At 48.3% G+C, this 19,651-nt stretch carries 14 protein-coding genes; all 14 read left to right on the forward strand.

All coding sequences use genetic code 11. The annotated features are described in order from the left end of the window. The first annotated feature begins 7 nt into the window (after positions 1–7). The 14 genes from BUA56_RS14020 (at position 8) to BUA56_RS14085 (ending at position 19,651) form a co-directional block, all read left to right on the forward strand. Positions 8–1,264, forward strand: coding sequence for a glutamate-5-semialdehyde dehydrogenase (locus BUA56_RS14020; protein ID WP_242946775.1), 1,257 nt, complete (start codon positions 8–10; stop codon positions 1,262–1,264). Positions 1,265–1,392: 128 nt separating this feature from the next. After that, positions 1,393–2,283 carry a M14 family zinc carboxypeptidase gene (locus tag BUA56_RS14025; RefSeq protein WP_072852794.1) on the forward strand — a complete coding sequence of 297 codons (891 nt, stop codon included), beginning with the start codon at positions 1,393–1,395 and terminating at the stop codon, positions 2,281–2,283. Positions 2,284–2,354: 71 nt separating this feature from the next. After that, positions 2,355–3,794 carry a tRNA (N6-isopentenyl adenosine(37)-C2)-methylthiotransferase MiaB gene (miaB, locus tag BUA56_RS14030; protein ID WP_242946776.1) on the forward strand — a complete coding sequence of 480 codons (1,440 nt, stop codon included), beginning with the start codon at positions 2,355–2,357 and terminating at the stop codon, positions 3,792–3,794. A 5-nt stretch (positions 3,795–3,799) separates the two neighbouring features. Next, a complete protein-coding gene (mutS, locus tag BUA56_RS14035; RefSeq protein WP_072852796.1) occupies positions 3,800–6,469 on the forward strand; it encodes a DNA mismatch repair protein MutS in 2,670 nt (889 codons plus the stop codon). 4 nt (positions 6,470–6,473) lie between these two features. Further along, positions 6,474–8,435 carry a DNA mismatch repair endonuclease MutL gene (mutL, locus tag BUA56_RS14040; protein ID WP_072852807.1) on the forward strand — a complete coding sequence of 654 codons (1,962 nt, stop codon included), beginning with the start codon at positions 6,474–6,476 and terminating at the stop codon, positions 8,433–8,435. Positions 8,436–8,444: 9 nt separating this feature from the next. After that, positions 8,445–9,398, forward strand: a complete 954-nt coding sequence (gene miaA, locus BUA56_RS14045) for a tRNA (adenosine(37)-N6)-dimethylallyltransferase MiaA (protein ID WP_072852809.1) — start codon at positions 8,445–8,447, stop codon at positions 9,396–9,398. Continuing rightward, the gene (locus BUA56_RS14050) at positions 9,395–10,696 is read left to right on the forward strand and encodes a methionine gamma-lyase family protein (RefSeq protein WP_072852878.1); all 1,302 of its coding nucleotides are present in this window, start codon (positions 9,395–9,397) and stop codon (positions 10,694–10,696) included. The genes miaA and BUA56_RS14050 overlap by 4 nt, the downstream gene beginning before the upstream one ends. A 40-nt stretch (positions 10,697–10,736) precedes the next feature. Continuing rightward, entirely contained in the window at positions 10,737–11,975 is a 1,239-nt protein-coding gene (locus BUA56_RS14055) for a BaiN/RdsA family NAD(P)/FAD-dependent oxidoreductase (protein ID WP_072852811.1), read from the forward strand. Beyond that, the gene (locus tag BUA56_RS14060) at positions 11,972–13,564 is read left to right on the forward strand and encodes an NAD(P)/FAD-dependent oxidoreductase (RefSeq protein ID WP_072852813.1); all 1,593 of its coding nucleotides are present in this window, start codon (positions 11,972–11,974) and stop codon (positions 13,562–13,564) included. The genes BUA56_RS14055 and BUA56_RS14060 overlap by 4 nt, the downstream gene beginning before the upstream one ends. 99 nt (positions 13,565–13,663) lie before the next feature. Continuing rightward, a complete protein-coding gene (gene radC / locus BUA56_RS14065) occupies positions 13,664–14,368 on the forward strand; it encodes a RadC family protein (RefSeq protein WP_072852814.1) in 705 nt (234 codons plus the stop codon). Positions 14,369–14,382: 14 nt separating this feature from the next. After that, on the forward strand, positions 14,383–15,372 hold the full coding sequence (locus tag BUA56_RS14070) for a rod shape-determining protein (RefSeq protein WP_072852816.1): 990 nt from the start codon (positions 14,383–14,385) through the stop codon (positions 15,370–15,372). 16 nt (positions 15,373–15,388) lie between these two features. Continuing rightward, positions 15,389–16,246 carry a rod shape-determining protein MreC gene (mreC, locus tag BUA56_RS14075; RefSeq protein ID WP_072852818.1) on the forward strand — a complete coding sequence of 286 codons (858 nt, stop codon included), beginning with the start codon at positions 15,389–15,391 and terminating at the stop codon, positions 16,244–16,246. A gap of 1 nt (position 16,247) precedes the next feature. Further along, positions 16,248–16,775 (forward strand): rod shape-determining protein MreD, encoded by a 528-nt coding sequence (mreD, locus tag BUA56_RS14080; RefSeq protein ID WP_072852820.1) that lies wholly within the window; start codon positions 16,248–16,250, stop codon positions 16,773–16,775. After that, complete coding sequence (locus tag BUA56_RS14085; protein ID WP_072852822.1) at positions 16,760–19,651, forward strand: penicillin-binding transpeptidase domain-containing protein; 2,892 nt, start codon at positions 16,760–16,762, stop codon at positions 19,649–19,651. Before mreD ends, BUA56_RS14085 begins: the two co-directional genes overlap by 16 nt.

The raw sequence follows: 19,651 nt of genomic DNA on the forward strand, positions 1-19,651 counted from the left end.
AAGAACTATGGCGAACACAATGCTGGAACAGATAGGAAGAAAAGCCAGGGACGCAGAAATCATGCTGCGGGGCCTGGAGACATCAGTTAAAAATGAAGTGCTTGTAAAAGCAGCTGATGATCTGCGTACATATACAGATATTATTCTGAAAGCCAATGCGGCTGATGTGGCCAGGGGAAAAGAAAAGGGAATGCCGGAAGGGCTCCTGGATCGTCTGACACTGACCGGGGAGCGGATTCAGGGTATGGCTGAGGGGCTGTACCAGCTGGCAAAGCTGGATGATCCTGTGGGGGAAGTACTGGGAATGAAAAAGCGTCCCAATGGTCTGCTCATCGGACAGAAAAGAGTTCCTCTGGGGGTTGTGGGCATTATCTATGAGGCAAGACCTAATGTTACGGCAGATGCCTTCGGACTTTGCTTCAAAACCGGAAATGCGGCCATATTAAAGGGCGGAAGCGATGCCATAGAATCCAATCAGGCTATTGTAGCCTGTATCCGCAGAAGCCTGGAGTCCTGCGGAGTCACTCCGGATGCATTATCTCTGATTACAGATACTTCCAGAGAGACGGCGGCGGCCTTCATGAAGCTGAATCAATATGTGGATGTGCTGATTCCCCGGGGAGGTGCAGGTCTGATTCGCACCGTGGTAAATGAAAGCACCATTCCTGTGATCGAGACAGGTACCGGGAACTGTCATATCTATGTAGATGAGTCTGCTGACCTCTCTATGGCGGCGGATATTGTCACGAATGCCAAAACGCAGAGAGTTGGTGTCTGCAATGCCTGTGAATCCCTTCTGGTGCACGGCAGAGCGGCCAAAGCTTTTCTCCCTCTTCTGGCAGCCCGCCTGGCCCGGACCCATGAAGTTGAATTGCGCGCCGATGAACGGGCGCTCTCTCTTCTGCCTGGCGCGGTGCCTGCACAACCGGATGACTGGGGCAGAGAATATCTGGATTATATCCTGTCCGTAAAGATTGTAGACTCTCTGGATGAGGCCATTGCCCATATAAATAAGTACAATACCAAGCATTCAGAGGCTATCATCACAAATGATTATGCACATGCGCAGAAATTCCTGGATGAAATAGATGCGGCCGCGGTGTATGTGAATGCCTCCACTCGTTTTACAGATGGCTTTGAGTTCGGTTATGGAGCTGAGATTGGCATCAGCACACAGAAACTGCACGCCAGGGGCCCCATGGGTCTTCTGGCGCTGACCACAACCAAATATATCATCTATGGAAACGGACAGATACGTCCATAGGTGTCATAAAAGAAACCTCCTCTTCATATACTTTAGTGGAAACATTTGTCTGCGGACATTCTTTACATGTTCTGCGGGCAGGCGCACGGCAGAATGCCGTACGTTAAAGTATGCAGAGGAGGCTTTTTATGATTTCTTTAGACAAGCACTATACATATGACGAACTATACGATGCTATGGAACTTCTGGCTGCCGCCTACTCAGATTTTCTTATTTTCCGGAATATAGGACTCAGTCATGACAATCGCCCGATTCCTATGATACGGCTGGGCTTGGGAGAACAGGTTCTCATATGTACAGCCGGTATCCACGGAAGAGAGAGTGTGAATCCGGCTGTTTTGGTCCGCATGATAGAAGAGTACAGCGAGGCCTATGAGAAGCGTACCTTATTATACGATATCTATGACGTACATAAACTCTGTAATACCTATTCTATTTGTTTTGTGCCCCTGGTGAATCCGGATGGCTATGAAACAGCCCTTCAGGGATTTTCCGGGATCCGCCATCCGGTGCTGCGGCACAGCATGCGGATGAAAGAGATTGACTGGAGTGTTTGGAAATACAACGCCAGGTGCGTAGACATTAACAGAAATTTCCCCTGCAAATCCTACGTTCAGCAGCAGCCTGAAGATTATCCCGGGAGTGAGAATGAGACGAAAGCTCTCATTGAACTTTTTCACAGCTATGAAACCGTGGCCTATCTGGACTTTCATTCCAGGGGAAGACTGATTTACTACTACAGAAATGCTATGCCCTTTCTGTACAACCAGAAAAGTTTCCGCCTGGCCCGCCAGCTGCAGAAAATCTGCCATTACGCACTCGGCAAAAAGGAAGAAGAATTCTTATCCGTAATCAGCGGGGGAAACTCCGTAAATTACTATTCTGAAACCTTTCAGAAGCCCGCAATCACCATAGAAACCGTACCGGACGAGGCTTCCTTTCCCCTGTCGGCGGATTATCAAGCCGAGACCTATGCCGAAATCCGTTCCGTTCCTCTTGCGGTTTTGAAAATGTCTTGAAAATACAAGATATGGTTGGTATAATTGCTGATGAACACGAAAGAAAGGAAATTATTATGTCAAATATTTCTATGGATACAATAGATATTACAGGGGAAGCCCCCCTGGAAGAACCTCAAAGACAGTATTATTATATGGCAGCAGCCAAAAAGAAAATTGGGGAAGCTTCCAAAAAGCTGGGGCGCCCCCTGACTTTTTGCGTGAATACTTTTGGCTGTCAGATGAATGCCAGGGATTCTGAAAAGCTTGTGGGGGTTCTGGAGGAGATCGGATATGAGCAGGCGGATTCGGAACAGGCGGATTTCGTTATTTACAACACCTGTACCGTCCGGGAGAATGCCAATCAGAGAGTCTATGGCCGTCTGGGTTATCTCCACAGTCTGAAAAAAAAGAACCCTCATATGATGATCGCCCTCTGCGGCTGCATGATGCAGGAACCCCACGTGGTTGAAAAATTGAAGAAAAGCTATTCCTTTGTGGACCTTATTTTCGGAACCCATAACATTTACAAATTCCCGGAATTGATTGCCACGGCTCTGGATTCCAATCGAATGGTGATTGATATCTGGAAGGATACGGATCAGATTGTAGAAGATCTGCCCAGTGAACGGAAATATCCCTTCAAATCAGGTGTCAATATCATGTTTGGCTGCAATAACTTCTGCAGCTACTGCATAGTACCCTATGTCCGGGGACGTGAGAGAAGCAGGAACCCAAGAGATATTATACGGGAAATCGAAGCACTCGCTGCTGATGGGGTGGCAGAAATCATGCTTTTAGGGCAGAATGTGAACTCCTATGGGAAGACACTGGAAACGCCTATGACCTTTGCCGCACTTCTCCGGGAGATTGAAAAGGTTGAGGGAATTCAGCGGATCCGCTTTATGACTTCTCATCCAAAGGATCTCTCAGATGAATTGATCCAGGTTATGAAAGAGAGCAAAAAAATTTGTCCTCATCTCCATCTGCCGCTCCAGTCCGGCAGCAGCCGGATTCTGGAAAAGATGAACCGGCATTATACAAAAGAGAGATACCTACAATTAGTGGATAAAATCAGAGCCGCTGTTCCCGATATATCCCTGACCACAGATATTATCGTAGGCTTTCCCCAGGAGACAGAAGAAGATTTTCTGGAAACGCTGGATGTTATCAGAAGAGTAAGGTATGACAGTGCTTTCACTTTTATCTATTCCAAAAGAACTGGAACTCCGGCGGCTGCTATGGAGGACCAGGTTCCGGAGGAGGTAGTAAAGGAGCGCTTCGACCGTCTGCTGAAAGAGGTGCAGGAAATCTCAAGGGAGACCTCTTCACGGCTTACCGGAACGGTACAGGAGGTTCTAGTAGAAGAAGTGAATGAACATGACAATTCTCTGGTGACAGGGCGGATGGGAAATAATCTGCTGGTACATTTTCCGGGGGATGCCTCTATGATAGGAAAATTATGCAGAGTTTCGCTGGACGAATGTAAAGGTTTTTACTATATGGGGACAGCAATAAAAGACGAAGGATAAAGGGAATGGAAATTAACAGAGATAAATTATCACCAATGATGCAACATTATTTAAAGACAAAGGATGAATATCCGGACTGTATCTTATTCTACCGTCTGGGTGATTTCTATGAGATGTTCTTTGACGATGCACTGACGGTTTCCAGAGAACTGGAACTTACCCTGACAGGCAAGGACTGTGGAATGGAAGAGCGGGCTCCCATGTGCGGAGTTCCTTTTCATGCTGCGGAGACGTATATAAACCGTCTCATTGAAAAGGGATATAAAGCGGCAATCTGTGAACAGGTGGAGGACCCCAAACAGGCAAAGGGTATGGTAAAGAGGGAAGTCGTGCGGGTAGTCACCCCCGGTACGACTCTGAATACCCAGGCCCTGGACGAGACAAAGAACAATTATATCATGTCCCTGGTCTATATTGACGAAATCTTTGGAATTGCCGTGGCGGATGTCACTACAGGGGATTGCTTCCTCACAGAGGTAAATAAATCCCGAAAGCTTTTGGACGAGATCAATAAGTTTTCCCCGGCAGAAATCATCTGCAATGAACCATTTTATATGTGCGGGATTGATATACAGGATATGCGGAACCGTCTGGGAATCACCGTATACTCACTGGATAACTGGTATTTTGACGACGAATTGTGCAGGCGTGCTCTCCTGGAGCATTTTCAGGTAAAATCTCTGGAAGGACTGGGGTTAAAGGATTATGACTGCGGAGTAATTGCAGCGGGTGCTCTGTTTCAGTATCTTACAGAGACGCAGAAGACTTCGCTCTCCCATATGACTACCATAACCCCCTATATTACAGACTGCTTTATGCTCATAGACAGTTCCAGCCGGAGAAATCTGGAACTGGTGGAAACACTTCGGGAAAAGCAGAAAAGAGGTTCTCTTCTATGGGTGCTGGACAAGACAAAAACCGCTATGGGAGCCAGAATGCTCAGAAGCTTTGTAGAGCAGCCTCTGATTGAAGAGGAATCCATCAACCGGCGCCTGGACGCCATCGGGGAACTGAATGAGAAGGCCATCTCCAGGGAGGAGATACGGGAATATCTCGGACCAGTTTACGATTTGGAGCGTCTGGTAAGCCGTGTCAGCTACCAGTCAGCTAACCCCAGGGATCTCATAGCGTTTAAATCCTCCCTTCAAATGCTCCCTTATATCAGGCAGATTTTAGGAGAGTTCTCCTGTGCGGAACTGGTTTCTGTCAGGGAGGAAATGGACGATCTCCAGGACCTCTTTCAGCTCATTGACCGCGCTGTTTTGGAAGAACCTCCTTTGGCTATGAAAGAGGGAGGCATTATAAAAGAAGGATACAACGATGAGGTAGACAAGTTCCGCCGTGCAAAGACGGAAGGAAAAAGTATGCTGGCAGAGCTGGAGACAAAGGAGCGGGAGAGCACCGGCATCAAAAATCTCAAGGTGAAATACAATAAAGTTTTCGGTTACTACCTGGAAGTGACGAATTCTTTTCTTTCTATGGTACCTGACACTTATACAAGAAAGCAGACACTGACCAATGCGGAACGTTTTATCACACCGGAGCTGAAAGAGCTGGAAGATACGATTTTAGGTGCGGAGGATAAGTTATTCGCTCTGGAGTATGAGCTGTTTGCCCAGGTGCGGGAAACCATTGCAAAAGAAGTGCTGCGGATTCAGAAGACGGCCAAGGCCATTGCGCGTCTGGACGTTTTCGCGTCTCTTTCTGTAGTGGCGCAGAGGAATCAGTATATTAGGCCAAAGATTAATACCAAAGGAGTTGTAGATATCAAAGGAGGGCGCCATCCGGTGGTGGAGAAAATGATCTCCAATGATATGTTTATTCCCAATGACACGTATCTGGATAACAATAAGAACAGAGTGTCCGTAATCACAGGCCCCAACATGGCCGGAAAATCTACGTATATGCGGCAGACAGCCTTGATTGTGCTCATGGCACAGGTGGGCTGCTTTGTTCCGGCGAAGGAAGCAAACATAGGAATTGTGGACCGCATCTTTACAAGAGTGGGAGCATCTGACGATCTGGCAAGCGGACAGAGTACGTTCATGGTTGAGATGACAGAGGTTGCCAATATACTGAGAAATGCAACACCCAAAAGCCTGCTGATTCTGGATGAAATCGGGCGGGGCACCAGTACCTTTGACGGACTCAGCATTGCATGGGCTGTGATTGAACATATCAGCAATCCAAAACTTCTGGGGGCAAAAACATTATTTGCAACCCATTACCATGAATTGACGGAGCTGGAAGGAAAGCTATCCGGGGTAAACAATTACTGCATTGCCGTAAAAGAGAAGGGGGACGATATTGTATTCCTCCGCAAAATTGTAAAGGGCGGTGCGGACAAAAGCTATGGCATTCAGGTGGCTAAGCTTGCGGGCGTCCCGGAAACCGTGATTGAACGGGCAAAGGAACTGGTTGAAGAGCTCAGCGATGCGGATATAACTTCTGCGGTCAAGGAGATTGCAGCGGACTCTGCCCTGACCAGGGGAACCAGAAAAAAAGCACAGGTTACCTATGACCAGATGGAGCTGGATCAGATCTCTCTTCTGGATACGGTACAGGACAATGATATTTTGGAAGAATTGAAGAACATAGATGTTGGAAACCTGACGCCGATTGATGCCCTGAATACCATCTACCGGCTGCAGACAAAATTAAAGAATCGGTGGTGATACTTTGAGAAAAATAGCAGTACTGGATAAGAGTACGATTGACAAAATCGCTGCCGGGGAGGTCGTGGAGCGTCCTGCCTCGGTAGTAAAGGAACTGGTGGAGAATGCCATTGATGCAGGGGCCACCGCTGTAACTGTGGAAATAAAAGAAGGGGGCATTTCTTTTATCCGAATCACAGACAATGGATCGGGTATGGAAAAAGAACAGGTGCCCCTTGCTTTTCTGCGTCATGCCACCAGCAAGATTGCATCGGCAGAGGATTTGACCCGCATATCCTCCCTGGGATTCCGGGGGGAAGCTTTGTCCAGCATTGCTGCTGTCTCACAGGTTGAATTAATCACCAAAACGGTCCGGGAGCTGACAGGAACCCGGTATGTCATTGAGGGAGGAGAGGAAAAAGCGCTGGAGGAGATTGGGGCGCCCAACGGAACCACCTTTTTAGTGCGCAACCTTTTTTTCAACACTCCCGTACGGGCCAAATTTCTGAAAAGCCCTGTGACAGAAGCCAACTATGTCAGCAGCTTTATGGAACAGCTGGCTTTGTCCCACAGTGACATCTCTTTTAAGTATATTAGCAACGGACAGACAAAATTACACACTTCAGGAAATAATAATCTAAAAGATGTGATCTATCACATCTACGGGAGAGACATTACCAGGGAGCTTATGGAGATTCAATGGGAGAGGAACGGTCTTGCCATTCAGGGATATATGGGAAAGCCTTCTGTCTCCAGAGGAAACAGGAATTTTGAAAATTATTATGTCAATGGCCGCTACGTGAAAAGTAAGATTATAATGAAAGCTATAGAAGACGCCTATAAGCCATTTCTCATGCAGCATAAATATCCGTTTGTCTCTCTTCATCTGACTATGGAGGGCGAAGATCTGGATGTAAATGTACATCCCACAAAGATGGAGGTCCGCTTCAGCAGTGGGCAGGAGGTGTATCAGGCTGTATATCAGGCACTGCTGGAACAGCTTACGCACAAAGAGCTTATCCCCGAGGTGAGTTTTGACCGCTCCAGAGAGAAAAAGGAATTGCCTCCGCCCCAGAGCTCCATTCCGGAGCCCTTTGAAAAACAGAGGATAGCCGCCCAAACAGCGGTGCAGCCGCCCGAAGAGACAGCAAAAACAGTACATCCGGCAAAGCACGTCCGGGAAAACACGGTATATGCAGCTGTCCGCCCTCAGACAGGGAGCACAGAGGAAAGACCCAGGGTACCCCGGGAACAGACGCCGCCGCTGCCTGTACAGCCGCAGGCCGCTCCGGAGGAAGCTGGGATATCCCTGGAGACTGCCGAAAGAGGAGAGGCCGGGAAGAAAGATCACGGGGAAGCTTCCCAACAGCTGGAATTATTTGAGGAGAAGCTGCTGTCGCCGTCTGCCAGGTCCCGGCACCGTATCATCGGACAGTTATTTGATACGTACTGGCTGGTAGAGTATGACAATAAATTCTATATTATTGATCAGCATGCTGCTCACGAAAAGGTGCTGTATGAGCGCATTATGAAGGATTTGCAGAATAAGGAGATCCATTCCCAGTACCTGAGTCCGCCCCTTATCATAGAGCTGAGCATCCAGGAGGAGGAACTCCTGCGGGCTAATATGGAGGTTTTTGCCTCCTTCGGTTTTGAGATTGAATCCTTTGGGGGGAGAGGCTACAGTATCCGGGCTGTTCCGTCGAATCTTTACGGTGTGGCAGACGCGGAGCTTTTCCTGGAACTTTTAGATCATTTGGAGGGAGACACCAAGCGTTCCTCTCTGGAACTTCTGACCCACCGGCTGGCAACTATGGCATGCAAAGCAGCTGTAAAAGGAAACCAGACGTTATCCTGCAGCGAAGCGGATCGGCTGATTGAGGAACTGCTGACTCTGGATAATCCGTATCACTGTCCTCACGGAAGGCCGACGATTATTGCCATGACCAAATATGAACTGGAAAAGAAATTTAAACGAATCGTGTAGGTGAAAAGATTGAAGAAACCGCTGATTGTTCTCACAGGCCCCACAGCCGTGGGAAAGACGAAGCTTTCCCTCTCACTGGCGAAAGCTGTAAATGGAGAAATTATATCTGCAGATTCTATGCAGGTTTACCGGTATATGGACATTGGATCCGCCAAGATACATCCGGATGAGATGGAGGGAATTCCCCACCATCTTATTGATGTGCTGGAACCCTCCGAGGATTTTAATGTAGTAAGATTTCAGACCATGGCGTTAGAGGCCATGGAGGATATCTACGAAAGGGGAAAACTGCCTGTTCTCACCGGAGGAACTGGATTTTATATCCAGTCTGTGGTGAAAGGGATAGACTTTACAGAAAATGATGACGATACCGCATGCCGCCGCAGGCTGGAAGCTCTTGCCGATGAGCGGGGCAATGAGTATCTTCACAGCTGTCTGTGCCAGGCAGATCCGGCTTCCGGGGCTTCTATACATCCTAACAACAGAAAGCGGGTTATCCGGGCGCTGGAGTACTACGAGAAGACCGGCCTGCCCATATCGGCGCACAATGAACAGGAACGGCAGAAGGAGTCACCTTATCAATATGCCTATTTTGTCCTGAATGAGGAGAGAGACCGCCTTTATCAAAAAATAGAACAGCGTATCGATCAGATGATGGAACGCGGCCTTCTGGAGGAAGTGAAAGCACTCCACCGTATGGGATATACGAAAGATATGGTCTCCATGCAAGGGCTGGGCTATAAAGAACTCCTGTCATACCTGGACGGCACATGCAGTCTTGAGGAGGCTGTCTATACTCTGAAACGGGATACCAGGCATTTTGCCAAGCGGCAGCTTACCTGGTTCCGGCGGGAGCGGGACGTAATATGGCTGGAAAAGGAAGCCTTCGGCGGAAGAGAGGATAAGATACTGGAATATATGCTTTCAGTATGCGAAGAGAAAGGAATTTGGAAAAGACCATGAAACAAGAAATAGAAGAAATATATGAGAAACTGGGAATCTCCCCGCAAGTCCGGAGGTTCGGACAGAGGACGGAAGCGCTCCTAAAGGAACGGTTTGCAGGCATAGACGAGGTGGCAGAGTATAATCAGATGAAGGTAATACACGCCATGCAGAAAAATCGGGTCAGCGAGGCCTGTCTCTACGCTTCCAGCGGTTACGGGTATAATGATCTGGGAAGAGATACCCTGGAGGCTGTCTATGCAGATACCTTTCACACAGAATCGGCTTTGGTGCGCCCGCAGATTGCCTGCGGCACCCATGCTCTGGCCGTGGCCCTCTCCGGCAATCTGCGGCCCGGGGATGAACTTTTGTCTCCTGTGGGAAAGCCTTATGACACGCTCGAAGAGGTAATCGGGATCCGCCCTTCCAAAGGGTCTCTGGCCGAATACGGGGTCAGCTACCGGCAGACAGAGCTTCTCCCGGACGGCAGTTTTGACTATGAAGCCATCCGGGCTGCCATAAACAGCAGGACTAAGCTGGCAACCATTCAGCGCTCCAAAGGTTATCAGACCCGCCCTTCCTTCTCCGTGAAGGCAATCGGGGAGCTGATTGCTTTTATCAAATCAATGAAACCGGATATTATCTGTATGGTAGACAACTGCTACGGAGAATTTGTGGAGGCAATAGAACCTTCTGACGTGGGGGCAGATCTAATAGTGGGTTCCCTGATCAAGAATCCGGGAGGGGGACTTGCTCCTATTGGTGGGTATATAGCAGGAAAGGAAGAATATGTGGAGAATGCGGCCTACCGCCTCACCTCTCCCGGGCTGGGAAAGGAAGTAGGGGCTACATTGGGGGTAAACCAGCCCTTTTATCAGGGCTTTTTTCTCGCCCCTACGGTTGTGGCAGGCGCACTGAAAGGCGCAGTGTTCGCGGCAAACCTTTACGAGCAGCTGGGCTTTGATGTCCTCCCAAACGGCAGTGAAAGCCGCCATGATATAATCCAGGCAATTACCTTCCATAAGCCGGAGGGAGTCATCGGTTTCTGCAAAGGAATCCAGGCAGCTGCCCCGGTAGACAGCTATGTGGATCCGGAACCCTGGGCCATGCCCGGCTACGACAGCGATGTGATAATGGCTGCCGGAGCATTTGTACAGGGTTCTTCCATAGAACTCAGTGCGGATGGTCCCATAAAGCCTCCGTATTCCGTCTATTTTCAGGGGGGACTTACCTGGCCGCACGCAAAATTGGGAATTCTTATGTCCGTTCAGAAGCTTCTTGAGGCAGGCGTAGTCTCACTGCCTGAGAACCTGTTCTAGATTCCTTTTATTGAAAGCCCATAGAAAGGAGAAAAACACTTTGAGCAAAAGCAAGCATGCTGAGTCATCCGTTGTTGTGATTGGGGGAGGAGCCTCCGGCCTGATGGCGGCTGTTACGGCAGCCCGGATGGGGGCAAAGGTTACCCTTCTGGAGCATAACGACAGGCTGGGAAAAAAGCTTCTGGCGACCGGCAATGGCAGGTGTAATATGACCAATATTCAGCAAAATCCCAGAGCTTACAGAGGAACCTGCCCGGAATTTGCCGATATGGCGTTATCTCATTTTTCAGTGGGAGATACGATCCGGTTTTTCTCACAGCTGGGAATCTACACAAAGAATAAAAACGGCTGGATCTATCCGGCAAGCCTTCAGGCCTCCAGCGTTCTTGAGGTGCTGGAGATGGAAGCCCGATATCTGAAGGTCAAATGTAAAACCAGAGAGAACGTAACCGCTGTCCTTCCGGCTGAGGACGGATATCTGGCGGTTACAGAGGGATGGAGTTATCCATGCCGCAAGGTAATACTCGCATGCGGATCCAGCGCCTCGGGGATTGAGGGAGCGGACGGCAGCGGCTACTCTCTGGCGGAAAAGCTGGGACTGCGTCTGATACCGCCTCTTCCTGCCCTGGTTCCCCTGCGCTGCAGGACTAAATCTTCCGATTACCGGAAATCATTTTCCAGATGGTCCGGAGTGCGTGTGGAGGGCCGAGTGGTCTTACGGGCCAACGGAGAGAATTTTCTCAGTGAGACAGGGGAACTTCAGCTGACCGATTACGGTGTATCCGGCATCCCTGTCTTTCAGCTGAGCCGCTACGCGGTCCGGCTATTGCAGGAAGGACAGACCCCGGAACTGCTCCTGGATTTCTTCCCTGATTTTTCCAAAAAACAGCTGGAGGGCTTTCTCAGGAAACGGCAGGAGGACTGTCCTTATAAGACACGGAAGGAATCCCTTACCGGCCTGTTTCCCAGAAAGCTCATTGAAGTGCTTATGGACGGATCACCGACTTTGGAGGAACTGGTTTCCCGCATTAAAGAGTATCTCCTTCTTCCAACCGGCGCCGCTTCCCTGGAGCAGGCGCAGGTCTGTTCCGGCGGCGTAGATACCAGACAGCTGCATCCCGAAAGCATGGAAGCAAAGGAATATCCGGGACTTTATATCTGCGGCGAACTTGCAGACATAGACGGGGCCTGCGGCGGATATAATCTTCAGTGGGCATGGACCAGCGGTGCCCTGGCAGGCAGAGCTGCGGCCGAAGCGCTGAGAAAGGAGAGTTCATGATAGAGATACGCCAGCTGAAGCTTCCCGTCCCTCATACTGAGCAGGAGCTTATAAAAAAGGCAGCAAAGCTGTTAAAAATCAGTCCGGATCAGATCCTTTCTTATACCATCCGGAAGCAGTCTGTGGATGCCAGGAAAAAGGAGCAGCTGCAGTACGTATATACCATTGATGTAAAAGTAAAAAAAGAGCATAAAATCCTCCAAAAGGTTGACAATAAAAATATTACGTTAACTAAAAGAACCCGGTATGAGGTGTCCCCCTGCGGTACGCTTCCTCTCAGGAGCAGACCGGTAATCGCAGGCAGCGGGCCTGCAGGACTTTACTGCGGATATCTTCTGGCAAAGCATGGATACTGTCCTCTGATTCTGGAGCGGGGAGAGGAGGCCGGCCGGCGTCTGGAAAAGGTAACAGCTTTCTGGAATACGGGAGAATTGGATGCACAGTCCAACGTACAGTTCGGGGAAGGCGGTGCTGGAACCTTTTCCGACGGAAAGCTCAATACGCTGGTGAAGGATCCTCTGGGAAGAAACCAGAAGGTGCTGGAACTATTTGTAGAGGCCGGAGCTCCCAGTGAAATCCTCTATCTGCAAAAACCTCACCTGGGTACAGATCTTCTGATTACTATTGTACAAAATATCCGAAGAATGATTGAGGATATGGGGGGAGAATTTCGTTTTTCTTCCCAGCTGACCGGTTTTTCGGCTGAGGACGGCTGTCTTGCGGGCATAGAGGTGAACCACGGAGAATGGATACCGGCAGAGGTGCTGGTCCTTGCTGTAGGACACAGTGCAAGAGACACGTTTTCTATGCTGTACGAACACGGACTGCAGATGAATGCCAAGTCCTTTGCCGTGGGGGTGCGCATAGAACATCCCCAGACGATGATAAACAAAGCCCTCTATGGGACAGAGTACAATCCCTATCTCGGCCCCGCAAGCTATAAATTGACCCATCAGCTCTCTGCAGGCAGAGGAGTCTACAGCTTCTGTATGTGTCCCGGAGGATATGTGGTGAATGCCTCTTCGGAGGAAAACCATCTGGCGGTGAACGGTATGAGCTATCATGCCAGAGACGGCAGGAATGCCAACAGCGCAATGATTGTCACAGTTACCCCGGAGGATTACCGGGATTCCCATCCGCTGGCAGGTGTTGCATTTCAGAGAAGCTTAGAGTCTGCTGCCTATACCATGGGCCAGGGAAAAATTCCGGTGCAGCTGTTTCAGGATTTCAGAGATTCCAGGACCAGCCGCTGTCTGGGAGACATAGATCCGCAGATAAAAGGGGCATGGACCTTTGGAAATCTGAGGGATATCTATCCCGACTGTATCAGCAGTTCTCTGGAAGCAGGAATTTTGGCTTTTGAACGGAAGATACCGGGATTTTCAAGGCCGGACGCACTCTTAAGCGGAGTGGAAAGCCGAACCTCCTCCCCGGTACGCATTGACAGAAACGAAGAATTTATGAGTAATTTCCGTGGAATCTATCCCTGCGGAGAGGGAGCCGGATATGCCGGCGGAATCACTTCGGCAGCCATGGACGGACTGAAGGTGGGAGAGGCGATTATTAAAAAATTCAGAAATTTAGAGTAAGGCGTATACATTGTTTTTGATCTGTGATACAATAAAATTTGCTTTAAAGCAGGCAGTTTCCTTCCGGACATTTACTTGAAGAGAGTGTAAGGAGGAACTATGCAGGAAGCAACCGGAATACAAGGGATTCCCCCTATGGACAGGCCTTATGAAAAGTGCAGGCGCTTAGGTCCTGCCGCTCTTACGGATGCAGAGCTCTTGGCAATTCTTATCCGAACCGGCTCACAGGGAATCTCATCTATATCACTAGCAACTAAGATATTAAGTCTATCAAAAGATAAAGAGGGTCTCTTAGGAATCCATCAGCTGTCTCATGAAGAGCTGATGGATCTCAAAGGGGTTGGCCCCGTGAAGGCACTGCAGATTAAATGTATAGGGGAGCTTTCAAAACGTATTGCCAGTGCGGCGGCCAAAAGGGGACTTTCCTTCCGTACACCCAGTACGATTGCAGACTATTATATGGAACAGCTGCGTCACGAAGAACAGGAACTCATGGTGTGTATGATGTTGGATACCAAAAATCATCTGTTGGGTGAAGAAATCATATCGAAGGGGACAGTCAACGCTTCGCTGGTGTCTCCCAGAGAATTATTTTTGGCAGCACTTAAATTTCATGCTGTCAATATTATTTTAATCCACAATCATCCAAGCGGTGATCCAACGCCCAGTGAGGACGATATTTTACTGACAGAAAAAGTAAGGGGAGCGGGAGAAATCATTGGCATTCACCTGTTAGATCATATTATAATCGGGGACTGCCAGTATATAAGCTTTTGTGAACGGGATATCCTTAAAAAATACTAGAAGGGAAGTATGGTATGCCAATTCATAAAACTTTTGGCGTAGATCTGGGGACGAGCACGATTAAGATCTATTCCGCCCAGAAAGACACTATAACGAAAGAAAAGAACATGATTGCGATTAGAAACGGGGAACAAGTGCTGGCTGTGGGAGATGACGCTTATGAAATGTATGAAAAAGCGCCTTCCAACATCTACGTTGAGTCTCCCATGTCTTTCGGTAAGATCGCTAATATAAATCACACAGAAATTGTACTGCAGACACTGCTGCAGCGGGCAGAACATGCCTCTTTGCTGGGCAACACACTTTATCTTACAGTTCCTGCAGACATGTCTGAAATCGAAAAAAGAGCCTACTATACCATTGCCAGCGGCAGCCGGAAGAACAATGTGCGTATGGTAGAAAAATCTATAGCAGATGCGATTGCTCTCGGAATCCCCCTGAATCACACGAAAGGATCTATGGTCGTAAATATCGGTGCCCAGAGCACAGAGATTTCTGTGGTGGCAGAAGGACGGGTTATTTTAAGCAAGATTGTAGAGATAGGCGGCAAACAGCTGAATGAATCCATCTGCAACACAGTGCGCCGCAAATATAACCTACATATCGGCACAAGAACAGCAAAACGTCTGAAGCTGTCCCTGGGCTATCTGGGACTGGATAAAAAAGAGGCCCGGAAGATAGTGGGCATAGACAGCCTTTCCGGTCTTCCCAGAGAGGGAGTAATCTCCTCTAAGGCCGTGCACGAGGCTATTACCGATCTGATTCGGACAGTGGGGGAAGAGATTAAGTTTTTTCTGGAACGCACACCTCCTCAGATCTATCACTCCATAATAGAAGAGGGGATTTATCTCACAGGAGGGACTACCCGGATTCCGGATATTGAGTGGTATCTGCGGAGAGTGACCGGTTATAAAATCCATCTTTCGGGTCTTTATGATCTGTGCACCATCTGCGGAGTCAAGGAGATCATTAACAGCCGCTCTTTACAGAAATGGGCAAAATAATAATAGAGGTTTTAGCATGAAGAAGAAACGCAGTATTAAAATAAAAAGCAAACATTTAATTGTTATCATGTCACTGGTATGTATCAGTCTGATGCTTCTTACCTTTACGGCAAAACTTCCCACCGGCCCGGTGAAAAGAGTGGCCGGATATATCATTGTTCCCTTCCAGAACGGACTCAATGAGGTGGGGAATCTGCTGTCCGGTGTACAGGACGGCTTTCAGAAAAAGAGCAGGCTGGTAAAAGAAAACAAAAAGCTTCAGGAAAAGGTAGAGGAGCTCACCACAGAAAACAGTCAGCTGATCCAGAACCAGTATGAGCTGGAGCGGCTGCAGAAGCTCTATGATCTGGATCAGCAGTATGCAGAATATGATAAAGTAGCTGCTGAGGTAATCTCCAAAGATCCGGGGAACTGGTACGATACCTTTGTGATTAATAAGGGAAGCGATGACGGGATCAAAAAGGATATGAATGTAATTACCATCGGCGGTCTTGTGGGGATTGTCACAGAGACGGGTTCCAACTGGTCAACGGTACGCTCCATTATTGATGATTCCAGCAATGTCAGCGCCCAGGTGGCCACGACCTCGGATACCTGTACGGTTACCGGCAATTTAAAACTTATGGATTCCGGGAAGCTGGGATTTATCCAGCTGCGGGATGAAGAGGGAAAAGTCCAGGTGGGGGACAAGATTGTCACATCCCAGATCAGCGATAAGTTCTTAAAAGGAATCCTCATCGGATATATCAGTGAGCTGGAGGAAGACTCCAACCACCTGACGTACACAGGAACATTGATTCCGGCAGTGGATTTTGCACATATACAGGAGGTTCTTGTGATTACCGATCTGAAACAGCAGAAAGGGGAGTCCTGATATGAGACGAAGAATCGTAATATTGCTGCTGATTATTGTCAGCTTTATTCTACAATCTACGGTTTTCCAAAGTCTTTCTATCGGCTCTATTGCCCCCAATCTTCTTTTGATTCTTACCGTTTCGTTCGGATTTATGAGAGGAAAAAAGACCGGGCTGTGGACAGGATTTGTCTGCGGCCTGATGATCGATATGTTCTATGGAAACCTGCTGGGCTTCTATGCACTGGTCTATATGACGGCCGGTTATATTACAGGATTCTGTTACAAAATTTACTACGACGAAGATATCAAAGTACCCATGATATTGATTGCCATCTGCGATATCGGCTATAATATTATGGTTTACTGCCTGCAGTTTCTGCTGCGGGGACGTCTTGACTTTTTTTACTATCTGAGACGAATTATGATACCGGAAATGGTATATACCATTTTAATCACTTTGGTATTCTACCGTATCCTGTATAAAATCAACCACAAATTAGTGGAACTGGAAATGAAAGAGAGAGATTCAACTTGGTTAAGAAAATAAAAAACTTTCTGAAAAAAATATCTGTCCACAGAACCACCGTCCTGATGATTGTCTTTGCCGGTATGTTTTGTATCCTGATTCAGCGGCTGTTTCAGCTGCAGATTCTCAGCGGGCAGGAATATGCAGAAAACTTTAACCTGAGAACTACCAAAGAGCTGACTTTGAATGCCACCCGCGGCAATATCTATGATCGAAACGGCAATGTCCTGGCATCAAATAAGCTTTCCTATTCCATAACCCTGGAAGACAACGGAACGTATGACAGCACCCGGGAGAAAAATCTCACCCTGAACAGCGTGGCTTATGAAGTCCTTCAGATTCTGCAGGCGAATGAGAATTCCATTGACCATGATTTCCATATTATATTAGATGAAAACGGAGAATATGCCTTTGACGTCACAGGAACCTCTCTCCAGCGGTTCCGCGCCGATGTGTACGGCCATGCCTCCATTAACGATTTGAAAAAAGCAGAGGAAGAGGCTACCCCCAATGAGATTATGGCTTATCTCTCGGGCAATGAGCGGTTTGCCCTGACAGATGCGAAGAAGCCGTATACTTCCGATGAGCTGACAAAGTTCTCGCTGCCTGAAAGCTTTACACCGCAGGAGACACTGGACATAGTGACCATACGCTACGCGCTTTCTACCAACAGTTTCCGGAGATATGTTCCTGTTACCATTGCCAGCAACGTGAATGAAAATACGGTAGCCATAATTATGGAGAACAAAGACAGGCTGCAGGGGATTGACATAGCCCAGGACACAATCCGTGCGTATGAAGACAGTATTTACTTTGCACCTATCATAGGCTATACCGGCAAAGCTTCAACCGAAGAGCTGGACGAGCTGAAGAAGGAGAGCGATAATTATAATAGTACTTCAATTATCGGAAAAACCGGGATTGAGCAGTATATGGAGACTTACCTTCAGGGCACCAACGGCTCCAGAAAGGTTTATGTGGATAATCTGGGAAAGGTTCTGAAGACAGACGATGACTCTGTGGTAGACCCGCAGTCCGGCAAGGATGTGTATCTCACCATTGACAAAGAACTGCAGATTGCCGCTTATAAAGTGCTGGAACAGCATATCGCAGGAATTGTCTCCTCCATGATTCAGAATATAAAGGATTTTGACCGCACCAATGTAGATGACACGGCAACCATCCCTATTCCTATCTACGATGTCTACTTTGCACTGATCAATAACAGCGTAATAGACATCGGGCATTTCACAGAGGAGGGGGCTTCCGAGACCGAACAGGAACTCTACGCCCGTTTCGAGGAAAAGCAGGCATCTGTCTTTGAATCCATCCGTCAGGAACTGACCGGGGAAGCACCGGCAGCCTACAAAGATCTGGATAAAGAGATGCAGGAATATATCAGCTACATTGTCAATGAGCTGCTGATGACAAAAACAGGGATCTTGTCTGAGGATGCCATAGACAAGACCGACGCCACCTACATTGCCTGGACCACCGATGAGTCCATCAGTCTTCAGGAATATCTTACGTATGCGGCAAGTCAGAACTGGATTGACATTTCCAAAATTTCTACCGAAGGCGCCTACCTGGATTCCAGCGAAGTGTATCAGGCGCTGGCTGCATATCTGGAGGAAGCTTTGGCAAAGGATACCGCCTTCAGCAAACTGCTGTATAAATACATGCTTCAGTCAGATACTATCTCCGGCAGACAGGTCTGCACGATACTGTATGATCAGGGAGTGCTTTCCACCGATGACGGCGATTACGAGGCGCTGATCTCCGGAAGGCTTACAGCGTATGACTTTATGAAAAGCAAAATCAATAATCTGGAGATTAAACCGTCGCAGCTGGCTCTGGATCCCTGTTCCGGTTCTCTTGTGGCAACGGACCCCAACACCGGTGAGATACTCGCCTGTGTTACTTACCCAGGCTATGACAATAACCGGCTGGCCAACCAGATGGATACTGCGTACTACAATGCGCTGGCCGCGGACCTTTCGCAGCCGTTCTACAACAAAGCCACCCAGCAGCGCACAGCGCCTGGTTCTACCTTTAAGATTGTAACAGCGGTAGCGGGACTGGAAGAGGGGATTATCACCGATGACTTCGGTGTGGACTGTACCGGAATATTTAACAAAGCAGGCTACAGCATCCGATGCTGGAACCACGGTGGCCACGGCTGGCTGGGACTGCAGTCGGCGATTAAAGAGTCCTGTAACGTATTCTTTGATGAAGTGGGATATCGTCTGGGGCTGGACAGTGAAGAAAACTTCTCGGAAAGCCTTGGCCTTGAAAAACTGGAACAGTACGCTTCACTGTTTGACCTGGATAAGAATTCCGGGATCGAGATTTCTGAGGCATCCCCTCAGATTTCCGATAAAAATGCGGTGCCCTCCTATATCGGTCAGGGTACTCATAACTATACAACCTCTCAGCTGGCCCGCTATGTAACGACAATAGCCAACAGCGGCACCAGCTATAATATATCTTTGCTGGATAAAGTAACCGATTCCGACGGGAATGTAATCGAAGACTTTACACCGGAAGTACAGAGCACCATCGACCTGAAAGACAGCGAGTGGAATACCATTCATGCCGGCATGCGTCAGGTGGTACAGAATAATGAAGCCTTTAACGGCATGAACTACAGTGTTGCCGGAAAAACAGGTACAGCTCAGCAGAGCAAGTCAAGACCCAGCCATGGTCTTTTCATTGGATATGCACCAGTAGAGGAACCTCAGCTTGCCCTTGCGGTCCGTATTGCCAACGGTTATTCTTCGGCAAATGCGGCATCTGTGGCAAGAGAAGTTATAAGCTACAAATTTGACTTGCAGGATGAAGCTTCACTACTGACAGGTACTGCATCAAGCTATGTGGGTACATCTCAGACCGATTAA

It is taken from the genome of Lactonifactor longoviformis DSM 17459 (assembly GCF_900129135.1).
GTDB lineage: Bacteria > Bacillota > Clostridia > Lachnospirales > Lachnospiraceae > Lactonifactor > Lactonifactor longoviformis.

What these genes read in the sequence shown, in the direction of transcription:
- BUA56_RS14020 (WP_242946775.1), top strand. Translation starts at nt 8, where the DNA reads ATGGCGAACACAATGCTGGAACAGATAGGAAGAAAAGCCAGGGACGCA.
- BUA56_RS14025 (WP_072852794.1), top strand. Translation starts at nt 1,393, where the DNA reads ATGATTTCTTTAGACAAGCACTATACATATGACGAACTATACGATGCT.
- miaB (WP_242946776.1), top strand. Translation starts at nt 2,355, where the DNA reads ATGGATACAATAGATATTACAGGGGAAGCCCCCCTGGAAGAACCTCAA.
- mutS (WP_072852796.1), top strand. Translation starts at nt 3,800, where the DNA reads ATGGAAATTAACAGAGATAAATTATCACCAATGATGCAACATTATTTA.
- BUA56_RS14050 (WP_072852878.1), top strand. Translation starts at nt 9,395, where the DNA reads ATGAAACAAGAAATAGAAGAAATATATGAGAAACTGGGAATCTCCCCG.
- BUA56_RS14060 (WP_072852813.1), top strand. Translation starts at nt 11,972, where the DNA reads ATGATAGAGATACGCCAGCTGAAGCTTCCCGTCCCTCATACTGAGCAG.
- radC (WP_072852814.1), top strand. Translation starts at nt 13,664, where the DNA reads ATGCAGGAAGCAACCGGAATACAAGGGATTCCCCCTATGGACAGGCCT.
- BUA56_RS14070 (WP_072852816.1), top strand. Translation starts at nt 14,383, where the DNA reads ATGCCAATTCATAAAACTTTTGGCGTAGATCTGGGGACGAGCACGATT.
- mreC (WP_072852818.1), top strand. Translation starts at nt 15,389, where the DNA reads ATGAAGAAGAAACGCAGTATTAAAATAAAAAGCAAACATTTAATTGTT.
- mreD (WP_072852820.1), top strand. Translation starts at nt 16,248, where the DNA reads ATGAGACGAAGAATCGTAATATTGCTGCTGATTATTGTCAGCTTTATT.